The sequence below is a fragment of the Rhodococcus sp. 66b genome (assembly GCF_002076325.1).
GTDB classification, from domain to species: domain Bacteria; phylum Actinomycetota; class Actinomycetes; order Mycobacteriales; family Mycobacteriaceae; genus Rhodococcus_F; species Rhodococcus_F erythropolis.
The window spans coordinates 502304-519299 of the sequence record NZ_MUZB01000002.1 but is presented as its reverse complement, the minus strand read 5'-3'; the positions used below and the strand labels follow the sequence as shown (position 1 = coordinate 519299).

The 16996-nt window shown below is 63.3% G+C and carries 17 protein-coding genes; 10 read left to right on the top strand and 7 right to left on the bottom strand.

Translation table 11 applies throughout. The features are described 5' to 3' along the window. Positions 1 to 51: 51 nt before the first annotated feature. Entirely contained in the window at positions 52 to 1065 is a 1014-nt protein-coding gene (locus tag B0E55_RS05445; protein WP_003945273.1) for a 4-hydroxy-3-methylbut-2-enyl diphosphate reductase, read from the bottom strand. Between the two features lie 153 nt (positions 1066 to 1218). On the opposite strand from B0E55_RS05445, the gene B0E55_RS05440 reads away from it, so the two are divergent. The 3 genes from B0E55_RS05440 to B0E55_RS05430 are packed head-to-tail and all read left to right on the top strand — an operon-like array spanning position 1219 to position 3301. Continuing rightward, positions 1219 to 1818 carry a lipid droplet-associated protein gene (locus B0E55_RS05440; RefSeq protein ID WP_030244398.1) on the top strand — a complete coding sequence of 200 codons (600 nt, stop codon included), beginning with the start codon at positions 1219 to 1221 and terminating at the stop codon, positions 1816 to 1818. Continuing rightward, entirely contained in the window at positions 1815 to 3080 is a 1266-nt protein-coding gene (xseA, locus tag B0E55_RS05435) for an exodeoxyribonuclease VII large subunit (protein WP_003945258.1), read from the top strand. Before B0E55_RS05440 ends, xseA begins: the two co-directional genes overlap by 4 nt. Then, positions 3077 to 3301 (top strand): exodeoxyribonuclease VII small subunit, encoded by a 225-nt coding sequence (locus B0E55_RS05430; protein ID WP_019744579.1) that lies wholly within the window; start codon positions 3077 to 3079, stop codon positions 3299 to 3301. The genes xseA and B0E55_RS05430 overlap by 4 nt, the downstream gene beginning before the upstream one ends. 21 nt (positions 3302 to 3322) lie before the next feature. Here the strand turns inward: B0E55_RS05430 and B0E55_RS05425 are convergent, their stop codons facing one another. Continuing rightward, on the bottom strand, positions 3323 to 3892 hold the full coding sequence (locus tag B0E55_RS05425; RefSeq protein ID WP_080909224.1) for a DUF4245 domain-containing protein: 570 nt from the start codon (positions 3890 to 3892) through the stop codon (positions 3323 to 3325). Between the two features lie 180 nt (positions 3893 to 4072). On the opposite strand from B0E55_RS05425, the gene glpX reads away from it, so the two are divergent. Both glpX and B0E55_RS05415 read left to right on the top strand, forming a co-directional pair. Then, a complete protein-coding gene (glpX, locus tag B0E55_RS05420) occupies positions 4073 to 5107 on the top strand; it encodes a class II fructose-bisphosphatase (RefSeq protein ID WP_003945202.1) in 1035 nt (344 codons plus the stop codon). Positions 5108 to 5208: 101 nt separating this feature from the next. After that, positions 5209 to 6612, top strand: a complete 1404-nt coding sequence (locus tag B0E55_RS05415; protein ID WP_003945220.1) for a class II fumarate hydratase — start codon at positions 5209 to 5211, stop codon at positions 6610 to 6612. Between the two features lie 49 nt (positions 6613 to 6661). On the opposite strand, the gene B0E55_RS05410 is transcribed toward B0E55_RS05415, so the two are convergent. Next, positions 6662 to 7381 carry an NADPH-dependent F420 reductase gene (locus tag B0E55_RS05410; RefSeq protein ID WP_080909223.1) on the bottom strand — a complete coding sequence of 240 codons (720 nt, stop codon included), beginning with the start codon at positions 7379 to 7381 and terminating at the stop codon, positions 6662 to 6664. A 59-nt stretch (positions 7382 to 7440) separates the two neighbouring features. Further along, a complete protein-coding gene (locus tag B0E55_RS05405; protein ID WP_042920867.1) occupies positions 7441 to 7896 on the bottom strand; it encodes a nitroreductase family deazaflavin-dependent oxidoreductase in 456 nt (151 codons plus the stop codon). A 340-nt stretch (positions 7897 to 8236) separates the two neighbouring features. On the opposite strand from B0E55_RS05405, the gene B0E55_RS05400 reads away from it, so the two are divergent. From B0E55_RS05400 to B0E55_RS05380, 5 genes are all read left to right on the top strand, one after another. Then, on the top strand, positions 8237 to 8803 hold the full coding sequence (locus B0E55_RS05400) for a TetR/AcrR family transcriptional regulator (RefSeq protein WP_080909222.1): 567 nt from the start codon (positions 8237 to 8239) through the stop codon (positions 8801 to 8803). 97 nt (positions 8804 to 8900) lie between these two features. Continuing rightward, positions 8901 to 10472, top strand: a complete 1572-nt coding sequence (locus tag B0E55_RS05395) for an MFS transporter (protein ID WP_065351208.1) — start codon at positions 8901 to 8903, stop codon at positions 10470 to 10472. 97 nt (positions 10473 to 10569) lie between these two features. Further along, the gene (locus B0E55_RS05390; protein WP_054188765.1) at positions 10570 to 12183 is read left to right on the top strand and encodes a serine hydrolase; all 1614 of its coding nucleotides are present in this window, start codon (positions 10570 to 10572) and stop codon (positions 12181 to 12183) included. A gap of 17 nt (positions 12184 to 12200) precedes the next feature. Beyond that, positions 12201 to 12626, top strand: coding sequence for a limonene-1,2-epoxide hydrolase family protein (locus tag B0E55_RS05385; RefSeq protein WP_007726363.1), 426 nt, complete (start codon positions 12201 to 12203; stop codon positions 12624 to 12626). Positions 12627 to 12656: 30 nt separating this feature from the next. Further along, the gene (locus B0E55_RS05380) at positions 12657 to 13061 is read left to right on the top strand and encodes a carboxymuconolactone decarboxylase family protein (protein WP_073512628.1); all 405 of its coding nucleotides are present in this window, start codon (positions 12657 to 12659) and stop codon (positions 13059 to 13061) included. 60 nt (positions 13062 to 13121) lie between these two features. Here B0E55_RS05380 and B0E55_RS05375 read toward each other — a convergent pair whose 3' ends face one another. The 3 genes from B0E55_RS05375 to B0E55_RS05365 form a co-directional block, all read right to left on the bottom strand. Next, on the bottom strand, positions 13122 to 14489 hold the full coding sequence (locus B0E55_RS05375) for a PhoH family protein (protein ID WP_003945274.1): 1368 nt from the start codon (positions 14487 to 14489) through the stop codon (positions 13122 to 13124). Positions 14490 to 14764: 275 nt separating this feature from the next. After that, a complete protein-coding gene (locus tag B0E55_RS05370; protein WP_080909221.1) occupies positions 14765 to 15481 on the bottom strand; it encodes a helix-turn-helix transcriptional regulator in 717 nt (238 codons plus the stop codon). Positions 15482 to 15507: 26 nt separating this feature from the next. Further along, positions 15508 to 16941, bottom strand: coding sequence for an amidase (locus B0E55_RS05365; RefSeq protein WP_064075744.1), 1434 nt, complete (start codon positions 16939 to 16941; stop codon positions 15508 to 15510). Positions 16942 to 16996 lie beyond the last annotated feature (55 nt).

Here is a 16996-nt window from a genome sequence, read left to right as displayed (position 1 = left end):
GCAAAAATGCGGGGCACCTTCCAGATGGAAGGTGCCCCGCATTTTCTTGTTCTAGGACGTGCGCGCTGCTCGCAATTCACGGGGAAGGGCGAACACCAGAGTCTCGTTGGCTGTGGTGACGGGCTGAACGTCGTTGTATCCGTGCTCGGCGAGAAGTTCGATCACGCCGCGCACGAGCACCTCGGGCACTGATGCGCCCGACGTGATGCCGACGGTCTGGACACCCTCGAGCCACGCGAGATCGACCTCACGGGCGTAGTCGACCAGGTACGACGCGGCAGCGCCCGCCCCGAGCGCGACCTCGACCAGGCGAACCGAGTTGGACGAGTTCCGTGAACCCACCACGATCACGAGATCGCACTCGGGAGCCATCGCCTTGACCGCGACCTGACGGTTCTGCGTGGCGTAGCAGATGTCGTCGGACGGCGGGTCCTGCAGATTGGGGAAGCGCTCACGCAGGCGCGCGACAGTCTGCATCGTCTCGTCGACGCTCAGTGTGGTCTGGGAAAGCCAGATGACCTTCGACTCGTCACGAACCGTGACCGCGTCGACCGAATCCGGGCCGTCGACGATGGTGACGTGATCGGGAGCCTCACCTGCGGTGCCCTCGACCTCCTCGTGGCCTTCGTGGCCGATGAGGAGAATGTCGTAATCGTCGCGAGCGAATCGCTTTGCTTCCTGGTGCACCTTCGTGACCAGGGGGCACGTAGCGTCGATCGTGCGCAGGTTCCGCTCGGCAGCCGAGTCGTGGACGGCCGGAGACACACCGTGCGCCGAGAACACGAGGAGTGATCCTTCCGGAACCTCGTCGGTTTCGTCGACGAAGATCACGCCTTGATCTTCGAGCGTCTCGACGACGTGGCGATTGTGGACGATCTCCTTACGCACGTAGATGGGTGCGCCGTGCTTCTCGAGCGCCTTCTCGACGGTCTCGACCGCGCGGTCGACGCCGGCGCAGTAGCCGCGAGGCTCGGCGAGGAGCACGCGCTTGGCGCTGCCCTTGCGGGTGGACGGCGAATCAGCCGAGTGCGCGATACCGAGATTGAGAGGAACAGCCGAAGACATGTGACCAGCCTACTGGCACCTCGAACGTGAGACACTCCGGCAAACGTGAACACCTCGGTTTCGGGCTCCGATCGAAGGTTCCGAAGTAAACGAGTACGGCCGTCACAGGCAAGTCGGCTACCGATTGTCGGAGCTTTGCGGCAAGCTGTGGGAATGATCCGACCACCGTTCGTGGCGCGCGTTGCCGCGGGACTCGCCGTCACCGCGATGGAAGAGGCAAAGAAGTTGCCCACCACCGCTGTCGCCCTGCCGATGACCGCCGTGAGCCAGATGCTGCAGACAAGCATGCGCGTGCAGCAGTCGATCACCTCGTTGGCGATCAAGGGCGATCAGGCATTTGCACTGATCAACTGGTCTTCCGAGGACGAACAGCCCGAGTGGGCGGTCTTCGACGAGGACGCCGACGCTCCCGCGGACTCGGCGTCGACCACCGGCGCGACCACCGCTGACACCCCGACCAACGCCGGACGCTTCGCGCTCTACTCGCTCGAGCCGACTGCCCCCATCGAGGAGCCCGCACCCGGCGCCGAGTCCGAATCCGCGGCAGCTACGACGGACGGACCTGCCGAAGAGCCCGAGATCGTCACCGAACTCGACTACCCCAACCTCACACTCGCACAGCTCCGTGCGCGTATCCGGACGCTCAGCATCGACGAGCTGACCGCCGTCCTGGACTACGAGAATGCGACGCTCGCCCGCGCACCGTTCCAGACCATGCTCACCAACCGCATCACCACAGCCAAGGCAAAGTGACTTCCGCAACGCCCCCCGCTTCATCGCAGCGATCGTCCGGCGCCAGCAGCGCTGAGCAGCCGTGGCCGGTCCGCACGGTTTCCGCCAAGGTCGCCGGCTGGATCGATCGACTCGGCAGCATCTGGGTCGAAGGTCAGATCACACAGATCAATGCACGCCCCGGTACCCGGACGGCCTTTCTCGTTCTGCGTGATCCGTCGGCAGACATGTCGCTGTCGATCACATGCTCACCACAGTTGTTGCACAACTCTCCGGTGCCGTTGACCGAGGGCTCGCGTGTGGTGATGTTCGGCAAGCTCTCGTTCTACACCGGACGCGGAACGGTGTCGTTGCGTGTCACCGAGATTCGCGCCGTGGGTATCGGTGAGCTGCTGGCCCGCATCGAGAGACTGCGCGCCTTGCTCGCCGCGGAGGGCTTGTTCGATCCGAGACTCAAACGGCCTCTTCCGTTTCTGCCCGGCACGATCGGCCTGATCACGGGCCGAGCCAGCGCGGCCGAAAAGGACGTCGTCTCGGTCGCCCACCGTCGCTGGCCCGCAGTGGCTATCGCGGTTCGTAACACCGCGGTGCAGGGCCCCACTGCTGTTCCCCAGATCATCGAAGCGCTGAAGGAACTCGACGCCAACCCGGTAGTCGACGTCATCATCCTCGCTCGCGGCGGCGGTAGCGTCGAGGATCTCCTGCCGTTCTCCGACGAAGCGCTGTGCCGCGCCATCGTGGCCTGCACGACGCCGATCGTCAGTGCCATCGGCCACGAGCCGGACAGCCCGCTCAGTGACCACGTCGCCGACCTGCGCGCAGCCACACCCACCGACGCGGCCAAGCGCGTCGTACCCGATGCGGTTGCGGAAGCTGCTCTGGTTGCGGATCTTCGTGACCGCAGCGCTGCGGCACTGCGCAGCTGGGTCAAGCGTGAGTCTCACCTGATCGAACAGTTGCGCACTCGACCGGTCATGGCATCACCACTGCTCGCGGTGGACCGTCGCGCCGAAGAGGTCGAACGGCTCCAGGCCGCCGGGCGACGCGATGTGACTCGGTTGATCGACTCCGAGTCCCGAACGATCGAGCATCTGCGCGCCCGGCTCACCACGCTGGGCCCCGCTGCGACGCTGGCCCGCGGGTACGCAGTCGTGCAACGTGTTGTCGCCGACGGCGATCCGGAGGTTCTGCGCTCGGTCGAGGACGCGCCACCCGGAACCCAGATTCGAGTTCGACTTGCAGACGGCGCCGTTCGCGCCGCAGTGATGGGAAGAGAAAAATGAGCAACGCCACCGACACCGACACCGACATCAACGAACTCGGCTACGAAGCAGCCCGCGACGAATTGGTGAGCGTCGTGAAGATTCTCGAACAGGGCGGCCTGGACCTCGACGCGTCACTCTCACTGTGGGAGCGAGGCGAAGCGTTGGCCAAGCGCTGTGAAGAGCATTTGGCCGGCGCCAGGGCTCGCGTCGAAAAGGCTCTGGCCGAAGCGGACGAGTAACGTCCGCTCCGACCGGAAATCCTATGGCGTGATCGGCTGCGCTGCGCCGACCTTCTCGGCAAGAATCCGGAACTCTTCCGGCGTCGCCGCGCCCGTGAGCAACAGGCGAACATCCCCGACGTCCGTGACCCAGATCGACTCGACACCTTCGCCGCCGAAGACGTTCCACGTGTCGGCACCGACGGTCTCGACTCCCGTCGCGAATCGCTGTCCACCGGCAACGTGTGACACCAACGGGAATTCCTCGGCGTTGCTCTGTGTCAGCTGAATGTAGCGACCACTGGTCGTGATGAATCCCACAGTGCTCGAATCTCCGCCGCCGTCGCCGGAGATGATTTTGCGACTGCCGGAGTTCGGGGTCCACCCGTCCGGAACACCGGGATTACGGATGGGAAATCCGACTTCCTTCGCGTCGTAGTTCAGAGCTGCGTCCACGTCGACGCTCGGGATAGGCCCCTGCGTCGGGCCGCCAGGACTGAACGTGCACTGGCTGGCGATGCCCGCAATGATGATGCAGAACAGCACCAACGGTACGAGAGACCAGACCATGTCTTTGTTGTCTTCGAGAATGCGGGGTTTCTTCGATGCCACACCCCCAGTATCCAGGTACTCCGCAGTAGATACGATTCCCGGTCCCCCTCGAGCGAGACAAAACGTCTCTGCGGCGACCCGACAGCGCACGTAGCCGCTCCCATCTGGGACAATGACGCCTGAAGAAACCACTGCGTCGACACACCCCGTCGACCGCGACCGCGCCAGGAGGCACCGCACATGACGGCCAGCAGCACTCATCGTGAGACCCCGGACCGTAACCTCGCACTCGAATTGGTCCGAGTCACCGAAGCCGGTGCTATGGCTGCCGGCCGCTGGGTAGGCCGCGGCGACAAGGAAGGCGGCGACGGAGCAGCCGTCGACGCCATGCGTCAGCTCGTCTCCTCAGTCTCGATGCGCGGCATCGTCGTCATCGGTGAAGGCGAGAAGGACGAAGCGCCGATGCTGTTCAACGGCGAAGAGGTCGGAAACGGCGACGGCCCCGACTGTGACTTCGCCGTCGACCCGGTCGACGGCACCACCTTGATGTCCAAGGGCATGCCCAACGCGATCTCTGTTCTGGCTGTTGCCGAGCGCGGCGCGATGTTCGATCCGTCGGCCGTGTTCTACATGGAGAAGATCGCTGTCGGGCCGGATGCCGCAGATGTCATCGACATCAGCGCACCGATCGCCGAGAACATCAAGCGCGTGGCCAAGGTCAAGAAGGCGTCGGTCTCCGACATCACGATCTGCATCCTGGACCGCCCGCGTCACAACCAGCTGATCCAGGACGTTCGCGACACCGGCGCTCGTATCCGTCTGATCTCCGACGGTGACGTTGCCGGCGCGATCGCCGCAGCGCGTCCGGAGTCCGGCACCGACATGCTCGTGGGCATCGGCGGAACGCCAGAGGGCATCATCGCCGCAGCAGCCATGCGCTGCATGGGTGGATCGTTGCAGGGCAAGCTGGCCCCCACCGACGACGAAGAGCGTCAGAAGGCCATCGACGCCGGTCACGATCTCGATCGGATCCTGTCCACCGAAGATCTCGTCTCGGGCGAGAACGTCTTCTTCTGCGCCACCGGCGTCACCGACGGTGACCTCCTGCGCGGCGTCCGCTACTACGGCGGCGGCGCCAGCACGCAGTCCATCGTGATGCGTAGCAAGTCCGGCACCGTTCGCATGATCGACGCGTACCACCGTCTCGAGAAGCTGCGCGAGTACAGCTCCGTCGACTTCGACGGCGAAGAGGGCGCGGTTCCCCCGACGTTCTGATGGGCTCCGCCCCGTGAGTGGTTAGGGAGTCCCTGCACTCCTTAACCGCTCACGGGGGACGTAGTCCCCTACCCGCTCTCGAAAAGTGGCAATGTGGAGCCATGACGGAGAGCAACGATCAACAGTTCCGAATCGAACACGACACCATGGGCGAAGTTCGGGTGCCCATCGACGCACTGTGGCGAGCACAGACCCAGCGTGCAGTCGAGAACTTCCCGATCAGCGGGCGCCCGCTCGAGCGCACCCAGATCCGCGCAATGGGCCTGCTGAAAGCAGCGTGTGCGCAGGTCAACAAGGACCTCGGACTCCTCGACGCGGACAAGGCCGACGCAATCATCGCCGCCGCGAACGAGATCGCCGAAGGCAAGCACGACGATCAGTTCCCCATCGACGTCTTCCAGACCGGCTCGGGAACCAGTTCGAACATGAACGCCAACGAGGTCATCGCATCCATCGCGAAGGCCGCCGGTGTGGACGTACATCCCAATGATCACGTCAACATGTCGCAGTCCTCCAACGACACCTTCCCCACCGCCACGCATGTCGCAGCTACCGAAGCAGCGGTCACCGATCTTGTTCCGGCACTGGAACATCTGCATGCTGCGCTTGCCACGAAGGCGACCGAGTGGAAGACCGTCGTCAAATCCGGACGCACCCATCTGATGGACGCTGTGCCGGTCACGCTCGGTCAGGAGTTCGGCGGCTACGCACGTCAGATCGAGGCCGGCATCGAGCGCGTCAACGCAACACTCCCCCGCCTCGGCGAGCTGCCGATCGGCGGAACAGCAGTCGGCACCGGTCTCAATGCTCCGGATGGATTCGGCCCCAAAGTTGTTGCCGAACTGGTCAAGTCGACCGGTGTCGACGCGCTGACTCCGGCGAAGAACAGCTTCGAAGCGCAGGCCGCGCGTGACGGACTGGTCGAGGCATCGGGCGCGCTGCGGACCATCGCCGTCTCACTGACGAAGATTGCCAACGACATTCGGTGGATGGGATCGGGTCCGCTGACCGGACTCGGCGAGATCGCACTCCCTGATCTGCAGCCGGGAAGCTCGATCATGCCCGGAAAGGTGAACCCGGTCCTGCCCGAGGCAACCACTCAGGTTGCGGCTCAGGTGATCGGAAACGACGCCGCCATCGCGTGGGGTGGCGCCGCCGGAGCTTTCGAACTCAACGTCTACATCCCGGTCATGGCCCGCAACCTGCTGGAGTCGTTCACCTTGCTGGCCAACGTCTCTCGACTGTTCGCCGACAAGTGCGTCAGCGGACTGGTCGCGCACGAGGAGCACCTCAAGACACTCGCCGAATCTTCGCCGTCGATCGTGACGCCCCTCAACTCGGCAATCGGTTACGAGGAAGCCGCAGCCGTCGCGAAGCAGGCGCTCAAAGAGAAGAAGACGATCCGTCAGGTCGTCATCGAGCGCGGACTCGTCCCGGACAAGCTGAGCGAGGAAGAACTCGACAAGCGTCTCGACGTTCTGGCGATGGCGAAGGTCAAGGACTGAACAAACAAAAGAGTGGCGGTTTCCACTTCGGAAACCGCCACACTTTTCCCTACACCGTAGTGGTTGCCCGCCACTCGTCGGTGCGATCGGGGCTCGCCTCGGCCAATGCTTTCAGCGTCGCTTCGCGATCGAAATCCTTGCCGTACACGGGAGTTCCCGGCTGCTGACGCCAGGAATCGTCGATCGTTCCCGCATCGACGGGATCGAAGCCCAACTGATTGATCAGATCGAAGACGACCTGCTTGTTCGCGTCGTCGTCGCCGGCGATGGGTAGCGCAATGCGCCCCTCTGCACCTTCGGGAAGCCCCTTCTCGAGGAGATGCTTCCACCAGATTCCGTTGAACGCCTTGAACACCGGTACACCCAGGTGTTCCTGCACCCATCCGCTTTCGGTCTGTCCGTCCTCGATGGCGGCGATCAGACCGTCACGCTGTTGCGGGTAGTAGTTGTTGGTCTCGATGACCGGGGCACCTGCGACCGCACCGCTGAGAATCCCCGCCGGTAGATCAACCACGTTCTTCTGCGGAATGCTCACGATGACCAGCTCGGCACCCTCGGCGGCCTCGGTGCTGCGGACTGCCTTCGCACCCGTCTCGGCTTCCAGTTCTGCAAGCGTGTCCGGTGTCCGCGAGTTCGAGACGCGCACGTCGTGACCGAGCGCAGCGAGCCTACGTGTGAGCGTGCCACCGATCTGACCGGCTCCGATGATTCCGATGCGCATGATCCTGCTCCTTCGTCGTGTGGAGTGGCGATCGCGCCACCGCTGCATTCGTCAACGACGAGAACGCACCGGGTCATTCCGCACCGGCCATTTCAACTCCCGTTGATTCAATCGGTTGACGAATCGAGTGCGAGTTTGATGCGAACACTGACCGGGTCGGTCTGCAATCCACGAAAGGCAGAGGCCGTCAGCGCCGATCTGATCTTCCCCGACGCAAATGTCTTCACCCGCGCCGGCACGTCGTCGTCCGGCATGATCTGGGCCTGTCCGTCCACCCACTCGCCGCGGCGACGGATCCGAACCTTCGGCGTCGCAGAGATATTGGCACCCCACCCCGTGCCGGTGCCATGCTGCGCAATGACCCACGCCTCGTCACCGTCGTAGGTGATCGCAACGGGCACTCGGCGGGTCAGACCGGTTCGGCGTCCAACCGTCTCGATCTCGGTCATCAACGACGGCATCAAACCGATCCGATTCAATCCGGTGACCAGCGGATTGGCGAAATACTTCCCGACTGCGACTTCGATTCTTCGTTTTCGTGCAACTGACGTCGGTACCGGCATGTCGTTTCCTCTCCTCCGAAGCTGGTGCTCGAAGCAACAGCTCTATACCGCACGATATAACCACTGTTCGGGGAGTTTTGCCACCAAGAATCTCCGTCGATACCCACCACCTGCACACAACACTTGACTGTGTCTGTCGGTTACATCTAGTCTCAGATTCGTTCCTATACCGATCGACATACTGGGAGGCAGTGATGAACACACCTCGAGACGCCTTGTTGCCATGACCGGCCCGCAGACGCGTTGTCCGATCGCCGCAGCGCGTCGCAAGTGGGGAGTACCAAGAGAATCAGCGGCACCAGATGATTCGAACAGCACTGCGATTGCATACGATGGCGGGATGGTCGACTCCGATTCCCGCACTCTGATGCTGGTCGGCGCCATCAATGCCTTCCGTGAACACGGGATCGCGACGACCTCGCTCACCGAGATCGTCGAACGCTCGGGAGCTCCCCGCGGGTCGGTGTACCACTACTTTCCCGAGGGCAAAGGACAGCTGGCCGGCGAAGCAGTTGCCTACTTCGGCCGGGGCGTCAGTGCCGCGATCAGTTCGATGATCGCTCAGTCTTCCCCACCGGAGATCATCGACGCGGTTGTCACGATATTTCGAAACAGCTTGGTAGAGAGCGATTTCACCTCCTCCTGTCCGGTCGCAGCCGCGGCAGTGGAGGGCGCGTCGACGCCGGCGGCATTAACTGCTGCGGGCGAATCCTTCACCTCGTGGGAATCGCTTCTCACATCGTTCTTCTGGCAGCAGGGACAGCCGTCCGAGACTGCAGCACAGTGGGCAACCGTCGTGATCGCGTCAATCGAAGGCGCGACGCTGATGGCAAAAGCTCAGCACACCACGGCGCCTCTCGATCGCATCGGCGCTCACCTCAAGGCTCTGGTCTCGGCCCCGAGCTGACCAACCCTCTTTCTTCCAACCGCTGCTGCCGTCCGCGCAGGAGCAGAGATGGCGTACAAACATGTCTCACACACTTGCACCGGCGCCCTCGGCGCCCATGATGACCAAGTCCCGTCGATTCACTGCGCTGATCTTCATCTGCCTCGCCGAACTCCTTGTCGTGCTGGACAACACAGTGGTCAACGTCGCACTGCCGACGATGAGCGTCGACTTGTTCGCCAGCGTCAGCGACCTGCAGTGGATCGTCGACGCGTACACGTTGACCTTCGCCGGGTTCCTACTCACTTTCGGCCACCTGGGTGACCGCTTCGGACGCCGCCGAGTGATGATCATCGGCTTGATCGGCGTCGGTGCGATGTCGCTCGTCGGCGCCTTGGCTTCCAACCTCGAACAGGTGATCATGGCGCGAGCCGCCATGGGTGTCTTTGCCGCAGCTGTCTTTCCGGCTACGTTGGCCATGATCACCAACATCTTCACCGACGCCAGAGAACGAGCCATCGCCATCGCGGCCTGGACCGCAATGGCCGGCTTCGCGATTGCCATCGGCCCGACTGCGGGCGGCTGGCTTCTCGAGCACTTCTCCTGGCACTCGGTGTTCTGGATGAACGTTCCGGCAGCATTGTTGGTCATCGTGGGTGTGCTGCTGGTTGTTCCGGAATCGAAGGCGCTCCACGTCGGCCGATTCGATTTCGTCGGAACAATCTTGTCGCTACTGGGCATCGTCATTCTGGTGTGGACCATCATCGACGCACCACATCGCGGATGGGTGTCGACATTCAGCATCACGGGATACCTCTCTGCGACAGTGTTTTTGGCCGCATTCGTCGCATGGGAACTGCGCACCGACGCGCCGATCCTGAACATGAATCTCTTCCGAATCCGGCGGTTTTCTTTCCCCGCCTTGGCTATTGCTGTCAGCTACTTCAGCATGTTCGGATTCTTGTTCCTGATCACGCAGTACTTCCAGGGCGTTCGGGAGTACTCGCCGCTCGAATTCGGCATCCACTCTTTGCCTTTCGCTGCAGCTGTCGCCGTGGGCGCCCCAGTCGCCACCTTGGCGGCACAGAAACTCGGCACGACTGCAGTGATGGTGTTCGGCCTCCTGGTACTCAGCGGCGGGATGTTCCTGGCGGGTCGGACGACCGTCGAGACGCCCTACCTCGGACCCGTCGTGATCTCGATGGTCCTCATGGGTCTGGGCCTCGCAATTGTCCAGGGACCGGCGACCGACTCCATCATGTCCTCGGTGCCCCTCGACGAAGCGGGCGCAGGTTCGGCAGTCAACGACACGACGCGTGAGCTCGGCGGGACCCTGGGTGTCGCCGTCATCGGTTCGATCGTCGCCTCGTACTACACGTCCAAGGTGGCTCCGATCGTCGACGCCATTCCCGACGCCGTGATGTCGGCGCAGGAGAAAGGCTTCGCTCGTGAGTCCGTGCTCAGCGTCATCGAGATCCGCTCCCGCGACATCAGTCCGCTCTTCGAGCAGCAGAAGGACAGTCTGATCTACACGATGAAGACCGCATGCCTGGAAGGTTTCGCCATCGCGTCGTACTTCACGGTCGGAGCAGCATTGATCACCGCTCTGATGGTCGCGTTGTTGCTCCCTTGGAAGCCGGTCACGGAAGGCTCCATTCTCGGCAGTCTGACAACCAAGACCCCGAAGTAGCTACAAGGTTTCCCGATTTGTCCCAATATCAGCCCGCCGTTCCCCGATACTGGGTTGACCGAGTGGTACCGACGACAACCCTGCTAGGGAGAATCTCGTGTCCATCACCAGTAGAAACAGCTCGCGACTGTCGGCAGCGGCGGTTCCGGTAGTACTGACGGTCGCCCTGCTCGCCGGATGCTCGTCCGATTCAGACACCACCTCGGCGCCCGGGCCGGTCGTCAGCGACGCCAGCCCGGGTCTCGACGCCGGGGTGCCGATCCCGGACGGGCAAATCGACGACGCGGTCGGGAAGCTCGACGGCCTCGCGAACGACCTCTTGGCAAGTTCCGGTGTTCCCGGTATGGCGGTGGCCGTGGTGCACGGAGGTAAGACTGTGTACGCGAAGGGATTCGGGGTTCGCGAGTTGGGTAAGAGCGCCACCGTCGATGCCGACACCGTGTTCCAACTGGCATCGGTGTCGAAATCGGTCGGGGCCACGGTGGTCGCCCACGAAGTCGGAATCGGGACCGTCGACTGGGACACTCCGGTGATCTCGAAACTGCCGGGGTTTGCGCTTGCCGATCCGTGGGTGACCGACCACCTCACGATCTCCGATCTCTACACGCATCGGTCGGGGTTACCGGACCACGCCGGCGACGGGCTGGAGGACCTGGGCTACAACCGGGCCCAGGTGCTCGAAAAACTTCGCCAACTACCGCTCAATCCCTTCCGAATCACATACGAGTACACGAACTTCGGCGTCACTGCCGGTGCGGAGGCCGTTGCAGCCGCGGCGGGCACCGATTGGGAAACGCTGTCGCAGAACACGATCTACGGTCCGCTCGGTATGACGTCGACGTCTTCGCGGTTCGCCGATTACCAAGCCCGAGAAAATCGAACAGTCGGCCACATCCTCGAAGACGGAAAGTACAAGGTAGGGCCGGTTCGGGACGCCGACGCCCAATCCCCCGCCGGTGGAGTCAGCTCCTCGGTGAACGACATGGCCAAGTGGTTGGACATGGTGCTGTCGGGCGGCCGGTATCAGGGGCAGCAGGTCGTTCAGACGGAGGCGCTCGTGCCAGCAGTCAACCCGGAAATCGTCTCGCGCCATGCGCAGGAAATCGGGGAACGTTCCGGCTTCTACGGCTACGGGTTCAACGTTTCCGACAGCGCGGCAGGCCGTGTGACCGCCAGCCACTCCGGCGCCTTCCTGCTCGGTGCCGGGACCAATTTCGTCACGATTCCCTCCGCTGACGTCGGCATAGTCGTTCTGACCAACGGCACGCCCACCGGCGTCGCAGAGACCTTGACCGCCGAATTCGCCGATCTGGTGCAGTTCGGGAAGATCACCCGCGAGTGGCGCCCGCTGTACGAAGCGTCCTTTGCCTCACAAGCCGACCCTGAGGGCGAACTTGCCGGGAAGACGCCGCCGGCCTCCCCCGCTCCCGCGCCACCGACAGACCAATTGACCGGCGACTACGGCAATCCGTACTGGGGTCCCGCGCTCGTGACGCAGCAGAACGGTGCGCTGACCTTGACCATGGGTCCCGCGGCCGCGACGTACCCTCTGACCCACTGGGACGGAAACACCTTCACGTTCCCGCTCAGCGGCGAGAACGCACCGGCCGGGACGGTCTCGAAGGCCACCTTCGACGGAAACTCGCTAACCTTGGAGTACTTCGATCACGATCATCTCGGTACCTTCATCCGGGCAACACCGGCCGAATAATCAGCCAAGGACACCCCATGAGTAGTTCGACAGCCACGGTGAACGCAATGTTCGCGGCCCTCACCGATTTCGACGTGGACGCCGCAGCCGAATTGATGACAGACGACATCGTCTGGCAGAACGTCTCGCTCCCCACCCTGCGAGGCAAGAAGACCGTCGTGCGAGCGCTTCGTCTGGTCACCAAGCCTTCACTGAAATTCGAGGCGGAGATGCACCACATCGTCGGCGACGAGTCCACGGTGCTCACCGAACGCACCGACATCCTCACTGTCGGACCGTTGCGCATCGAGTTCTGGGTATGCGGAACTTTCGAACTGCGCGACGGCAAGGTCTGCGTCTGGCGGGACTACTTCAGTCTGCGAGACGTCGCGTGGGGCGTGGTGACCGCGGTCGGCCGCGCAGTCGTCGGGACCGGGACACGAAGTAGGCTTGCTCCGGCCTGAAATCACCTGCCGAAAGCGAGCGAACCTGCCATGTCCGAAAACACCACGCCTGACTCCTTCGACGCCGGATTGGCTGTGCGCACCGAAGTCATGGGGGCCGATTTCGTCGACGCCGCCTTCGATCGCACCCGGGGAACGGACAGCGAAGAACTGCAGAACTTCGTGACGGCCAACGTCTGGGGTTCGGTATGGACGCGTCCCGGACTCGATCGCCGCAGTCGCAGTCTGATCAATCTGGGGATGCTGATCGCGCTGCGCGCCGAGAACGAACTCAAAGGCCACGTACGTGGGGCATTGCGAAACGGCTTGACACGCACCGAGATCGTCGAAACCGTGATCCACGCGAGCGCGTATTGCGGCGCTCCGGCCGGACTGGCGGCGATGCGTGTCGTGCAGGAAGTTCTCGACAACGAACTGGGACCGCTGCAAAACTGAACAACTTCAAACCCAGGCATCTCCCCGTGCAGACCGAAGTCCGCACGGGGAGATCACTTCTCAGGAAGTGGGGCCGAACTCCTCGAGCATGTCGGTCACCAACTCGGCGATCGGCGAACGCTCACTGCGCGTGAGTGTGATGTGCGCAAAAAGCGGGTGCCCCTTGAGCTTTTCGATGACGGCCGCAACTCCGTCGTGCCTGCCCACTCGCAGGTTGTCACGCTGCGCGACGTCGTGCGTGAGGACCACTCGCGAGCCGGTTCCCAGACGAGAAAGCACTGTCAGCAGAACATTTCGTTCGAGCGACTGCGCTTCGTCGACGATCACGAACGAATCGTGCAGCGACCGACCGCGAATGTGCGTCAGCGGCAACACTTCCAGCATTCCGCGGGCGAGAACCTCTTCGAGAACCTCTGGCGAGGCCAACCCGTCGAGAGTGTCGAAAACGGCCTGAGCCCACGGGCCCATCTTCTCGCTCTCACTACCGGGAAGGTAGCCGAGTTCTTGTCCGCCAACGGCATACAACGGACGGAAGACGACAACCTTGCGCTGAGTGCGGCGCTCGAGAACGGCTTCCAAACCTGCCGTCAGAGCCAAGGCCGACTTACCGGTGCCCGCCTTACCACCGAGAGAGATGATGCCGATGCTCTCGTCCATGAGGAGATCGAGCGCAATGCGCTGCTCGGCGGAGCGGCCGTGCAACCCGAACGCCTCGCGCTCACCGCGCACCAACTGGATGCGCTTGTCGGGAGTCACCCGACCGAGGGCGCTCGACGAACCACCGAGCAGGCGAAGACCCGTGTGACACGGCAGATCTCGCGCTTCGTCGAGGTCCAGGAAACCCTCGTTGAACAGCTCGTCGATGTCCGTCGAGGCGACGTCCAGCTCGGTCATGCCCGTCCATCCGGAGGGCACGACGTCGTGAGCGTGGTACTCGTCGGCAGGTAGTCCCACCGCGCCTGCCTTCACACGAAGCGGAATGTCCTTACTGACGAGGACTACGTCCTTGCCCTCCGCCGCAAGGTTCAGCGCGCACGCCAGAATCCTCGAATCGTTACTGTCCGTGCGGAATCCGACGGGCAGGACCGCAGGGTCGGTGTGATTGAGTTCGACCTGCAGTGTCCCGTTCTCGGTGCCGATCGGCACCGGACGGTCGAGGCGGCTGTATTCGATCCGTAGATCGTCGAGCATGCGGAGCGATTCTCGGGCGAACCATCCCAGTTCGTGGTGGTGCCGTTTGCCTTCGAGTTCACTGATCACGACCAGTGGGAGTACCACGTGGTGTTCGGCGAATCGAGTGACAGCCCATGGATCGGACAGTAGTACCGAGGTATCCAAGACGTACGTGCGAAGTGCATCTCCCGAATGATTCCCGGCTGATAGATCAGCCCGGGCCGAGTGGGCAGAGACGGAGCGTGATGCAGTCACGTTGGGCTCCTAGGTCTGCGCGGCACCCGCGCAAACTCAGCTCGCTGGGCCGGACGGCTCTGGTGTCAGGTGACGCTGTGTCAGCTGAAACAAGGGCCGGGCGCCGGCCCTCTCGTACTGAGTGTTTCAGTCACGATCAGAACCTCCCGCACAAGTAACTTCTGGTTACTCGTTACTGCCGACGGTACTGCGGATCGGACACTCGCGCCACGGAACGAGCCGCACATCTGGTGAACGCCAGGTAACAAAATGCCACTCGTGTGATTCGGCGTCACTCAGGACTCGATCAGACCCCACTTGGCGGCGCGCACCGCTGCCTGAACCCGCGAATTGGTTCCGGTCTTGACGAAGATGTTCTCGAGATGGGTGGCGACGGTGCGACGGCTGACGAACAACTCCTCGGCGATCTCGACATTGCCCGCGCCCCTGGCCACCAATTGCAGTACTTGGATCTCCCGTGGGCTCAGATGGACACGATCGAGCGCCACCTGGTCCCCCACGACGCGCGAGCAGGCTGTGCTGGACGCCGCCACCACCTCCCGTACGCGATCGACGACGCCGGAATCCGCGAAGCTCATGTGCAGCAATCCGGTCACCTCACGGCCGGAGAACCCCAATGCGACCGACGCACCCTCGGCGTACCCGGACGGCCGCAGAACATCGGTGACCATCTCGACCTGCTCGAATCGTGGCACGTCCTGCCAGAACACGGGCACGCCCGAAGCCTCGCGAATGATGCCGAAGAGATTGCGATCGGCGACGAAGTCCTCGAGCAGGAACTCGAGCACCCTGGCGTCGTATCCGGAACTCGCCAGAGCCCGATGCCTTCCGCTCGACGGGTCCCGGTACGTGACCGCCGCAGCCGAGTACGCGAGTCCACGTGCGCGGAGTTCTTCGGCGCACAGGCCGAGAATTCCGTACGCCCCGGCCGCCGGCGATCGCGGCGCGAACATGTCAGGTCCAGCGCCGCGATCAGGCAGTACAGACGTCATCACACCAATCTAGCCAATCGTGTGAGCTAGGCCACGACCAGTGAATCGGCCGGCTTCTTGTCCGCCCACGGACGTGCCGCTTCGAAGTTCGCGGCAGCCCGCAGGACCACTGCGTCCTGGCGGTGACGTGCGGCGATCTGCAGCCCCACCGGTCGACCGTCGGCGGTGAATCCAGCGGGCACGGTGATCGCCGGATTGTTGAGCATGTTGTACGGGTAGGTGAAGAGCCAATCGAGCAACTGCTCACGCAGCGACGCACCCTCGAGCCACGACGGCGCGAACTGACTGAGCGGGAACGTGGCCGAAGCCAAGGTCGGCGAGACCAACACGTCGTAGTCGTTCATGAACGCGGTCCACGTGTCCCACATGACGCCGCGGAATGCGTCGGCCCGCCCGACGTCGACACCGGTGAGCCGCTCGGCCTCGTGCATGATCTCGATCAGGTTGTCGTCGACCTCGCCGCGCTGGTTCTCCCAGTCGAGCAAGTCGTATTCGGAAGCGAAACCGGGAACCCAGATGCCGTTCCACATCGACTCCGACGGATTTCCCCACTGCGGGGTCGCCTCGGTGATCCGGGCACCCAATTCCTCGAATGCCGACAACGCGTCGAGACACACCGCCAGCACCTCCGGATCAACATGGCCGAGACCGAGATTCGTCGACCACGCCACGCGAAGGCCCTTCACGTCGCCCTTCGAGGCTTCGACGTACGAGGTCTCGGCACGCTCGATCGAGAGCGGGTCCGCATTGTCCGGCCCGGCCATGATGTCGAGCATCAGCGCGTTGTCGGCAACAGTCCGGGTGATCGGACCGTGATACGCCCAGTTGTAGAAGCGCCCGGCCAGGATGGTCTGCGGGATGACGCCGGTGGTCGGCTTCAACCCGACGACCCCGCAGAGCGCCGACGGGATACGCACCGATCCCGCGCCGTCACTGCCCTCGGCGAGTGGCCCGAGGCCTGCAGCCACGGCAGCCGACGCACCGCCACTGGACCCGCCCGCGCTGTTGCCGAGCTTCCACGGGTTGTGCGTCGGCCCGTACAGGTGGTTGTCCGTGCCTCCGTAGTAACCACTTTCGGGGGTGTTCGTCTTTCCCAGGAACAGTCCGCCGGCGCCACGCAGCCTGTCCACGACGACGGCATTTCCCGTCGCGATGTTGTCGGCCATCGGCTTCATCCCGAACGTGGTCGGCAGCCCGTCGACTGCCGTCAGATCTTTGATCGTGAACGGAACGCCGTGCAGCGGGCCGAGTTTCTCGCCCGCTTCCTGTTGCCGTGAGAGTTCGGCCGCATCGCGCGTCACCTGCTCGCGATCGAACTGGACTATCGCGTTGATCGACGGATTGACGGCGTCGACGCGCTGGATCATCGCTTCGGCAATCTCGTTGGGCGAGAGACTGTTCGACGCGACCGACGCCGCCATCTCGGTAGCGGAGAGCCAATGCAGATTCTGTTCGGTCATGGGGTTTCCTTCGCCGGAGGGGTGATGCTCTCAGGCTAGGAAGCACCGAACTCGG

Coding starts and splice junctions, on each gene's coding strand:
- B0E55_RS05370 (WP_080909221.1), bottom strand. CDS start 15,481: ATGACGTCTGTACTGCCTGATCGCGGCGCTGGACCTGACATGTTCGCG.
- B0E55_RS05400 (WP_080909222.1), top strand. CDS start 8,237: ATGGTCGACTCCGATTCCCGCACTCTGATGCTGGTCGGCGCCATCAAT.
- glpX (WP_003945202.1), top strand. CDS start 4,073: ATGACGGCCAGCAGCACTCATCGTGAGACCCCGGACCGTAACCTCGCA.
- B0E55_RS05385 (WP_007726363.1), top strand. CDS start 12,201: ATGAGTAGTTCGACAGCCACGGTGAACGCAATGTTCGCGGCCCTCACC.
- B0E55_RS05395 (WP_065351208.1), top strand. CDS start 8,901: ATGATGACCAAGTCCCGTCGATTCACTGCGCTGATCTTCATCTGCCTC.
- B0E55_RS05405 (WP_042920867.1), bottom strand. CDS start 7,896: ATGCCGGTACCGACGTCAGTTGCACGAAAACGAAGAATCGAAGTCGCA.
- B0E55_RS05415 (WP_003945220.1), top strand. CDS start 5,209: ATGACGGAGAGCAACGATCAACAGTTCCGAATCGAACACGACACCATG.
- B0E55_RS05440 (WP_030244398.1), top strand. CDS start 1,219: ATGATCCGACCACCGTTCGTGGCGCGCGTTGCCGCGGGACTCGCCGTC.
- B0E55_RS05430 (WP_019744579.1), top strand. CDS start 3,077: ATGAGCAACGCCACCGACACCGACACCGACATCAACGAACTCGGCTAC.
- B0E55_RS05365 (WP_064075744.1), bottom strand. CDS start 16,941: ATGACCGAACAGAATCTGCATTGGCTCTCCGCTACCGAGATGGCGGCG.
- B0E55_RS05380 (WP_073512628.1), top strand. CDS start 12,657: ATGTCCGAAAACACCACGCCTGACTCCTTCGACGCCGGATTGGCTGTG.
- B0E55_RS05445 (WP_003945273.1), bottom strand. CDS start 1,065: ATGTCTTCGGCTGTTCCTCTCAATCTCGGTATCGCGCACTCGGCTGAT.
- B0E55_RS05410 (WP_080909223.1), bottom strand. CDS start 7,381: ATGCAGCGGTGGCGCGATCGCCACTCCACACGACGAAGGAGCAGGATC.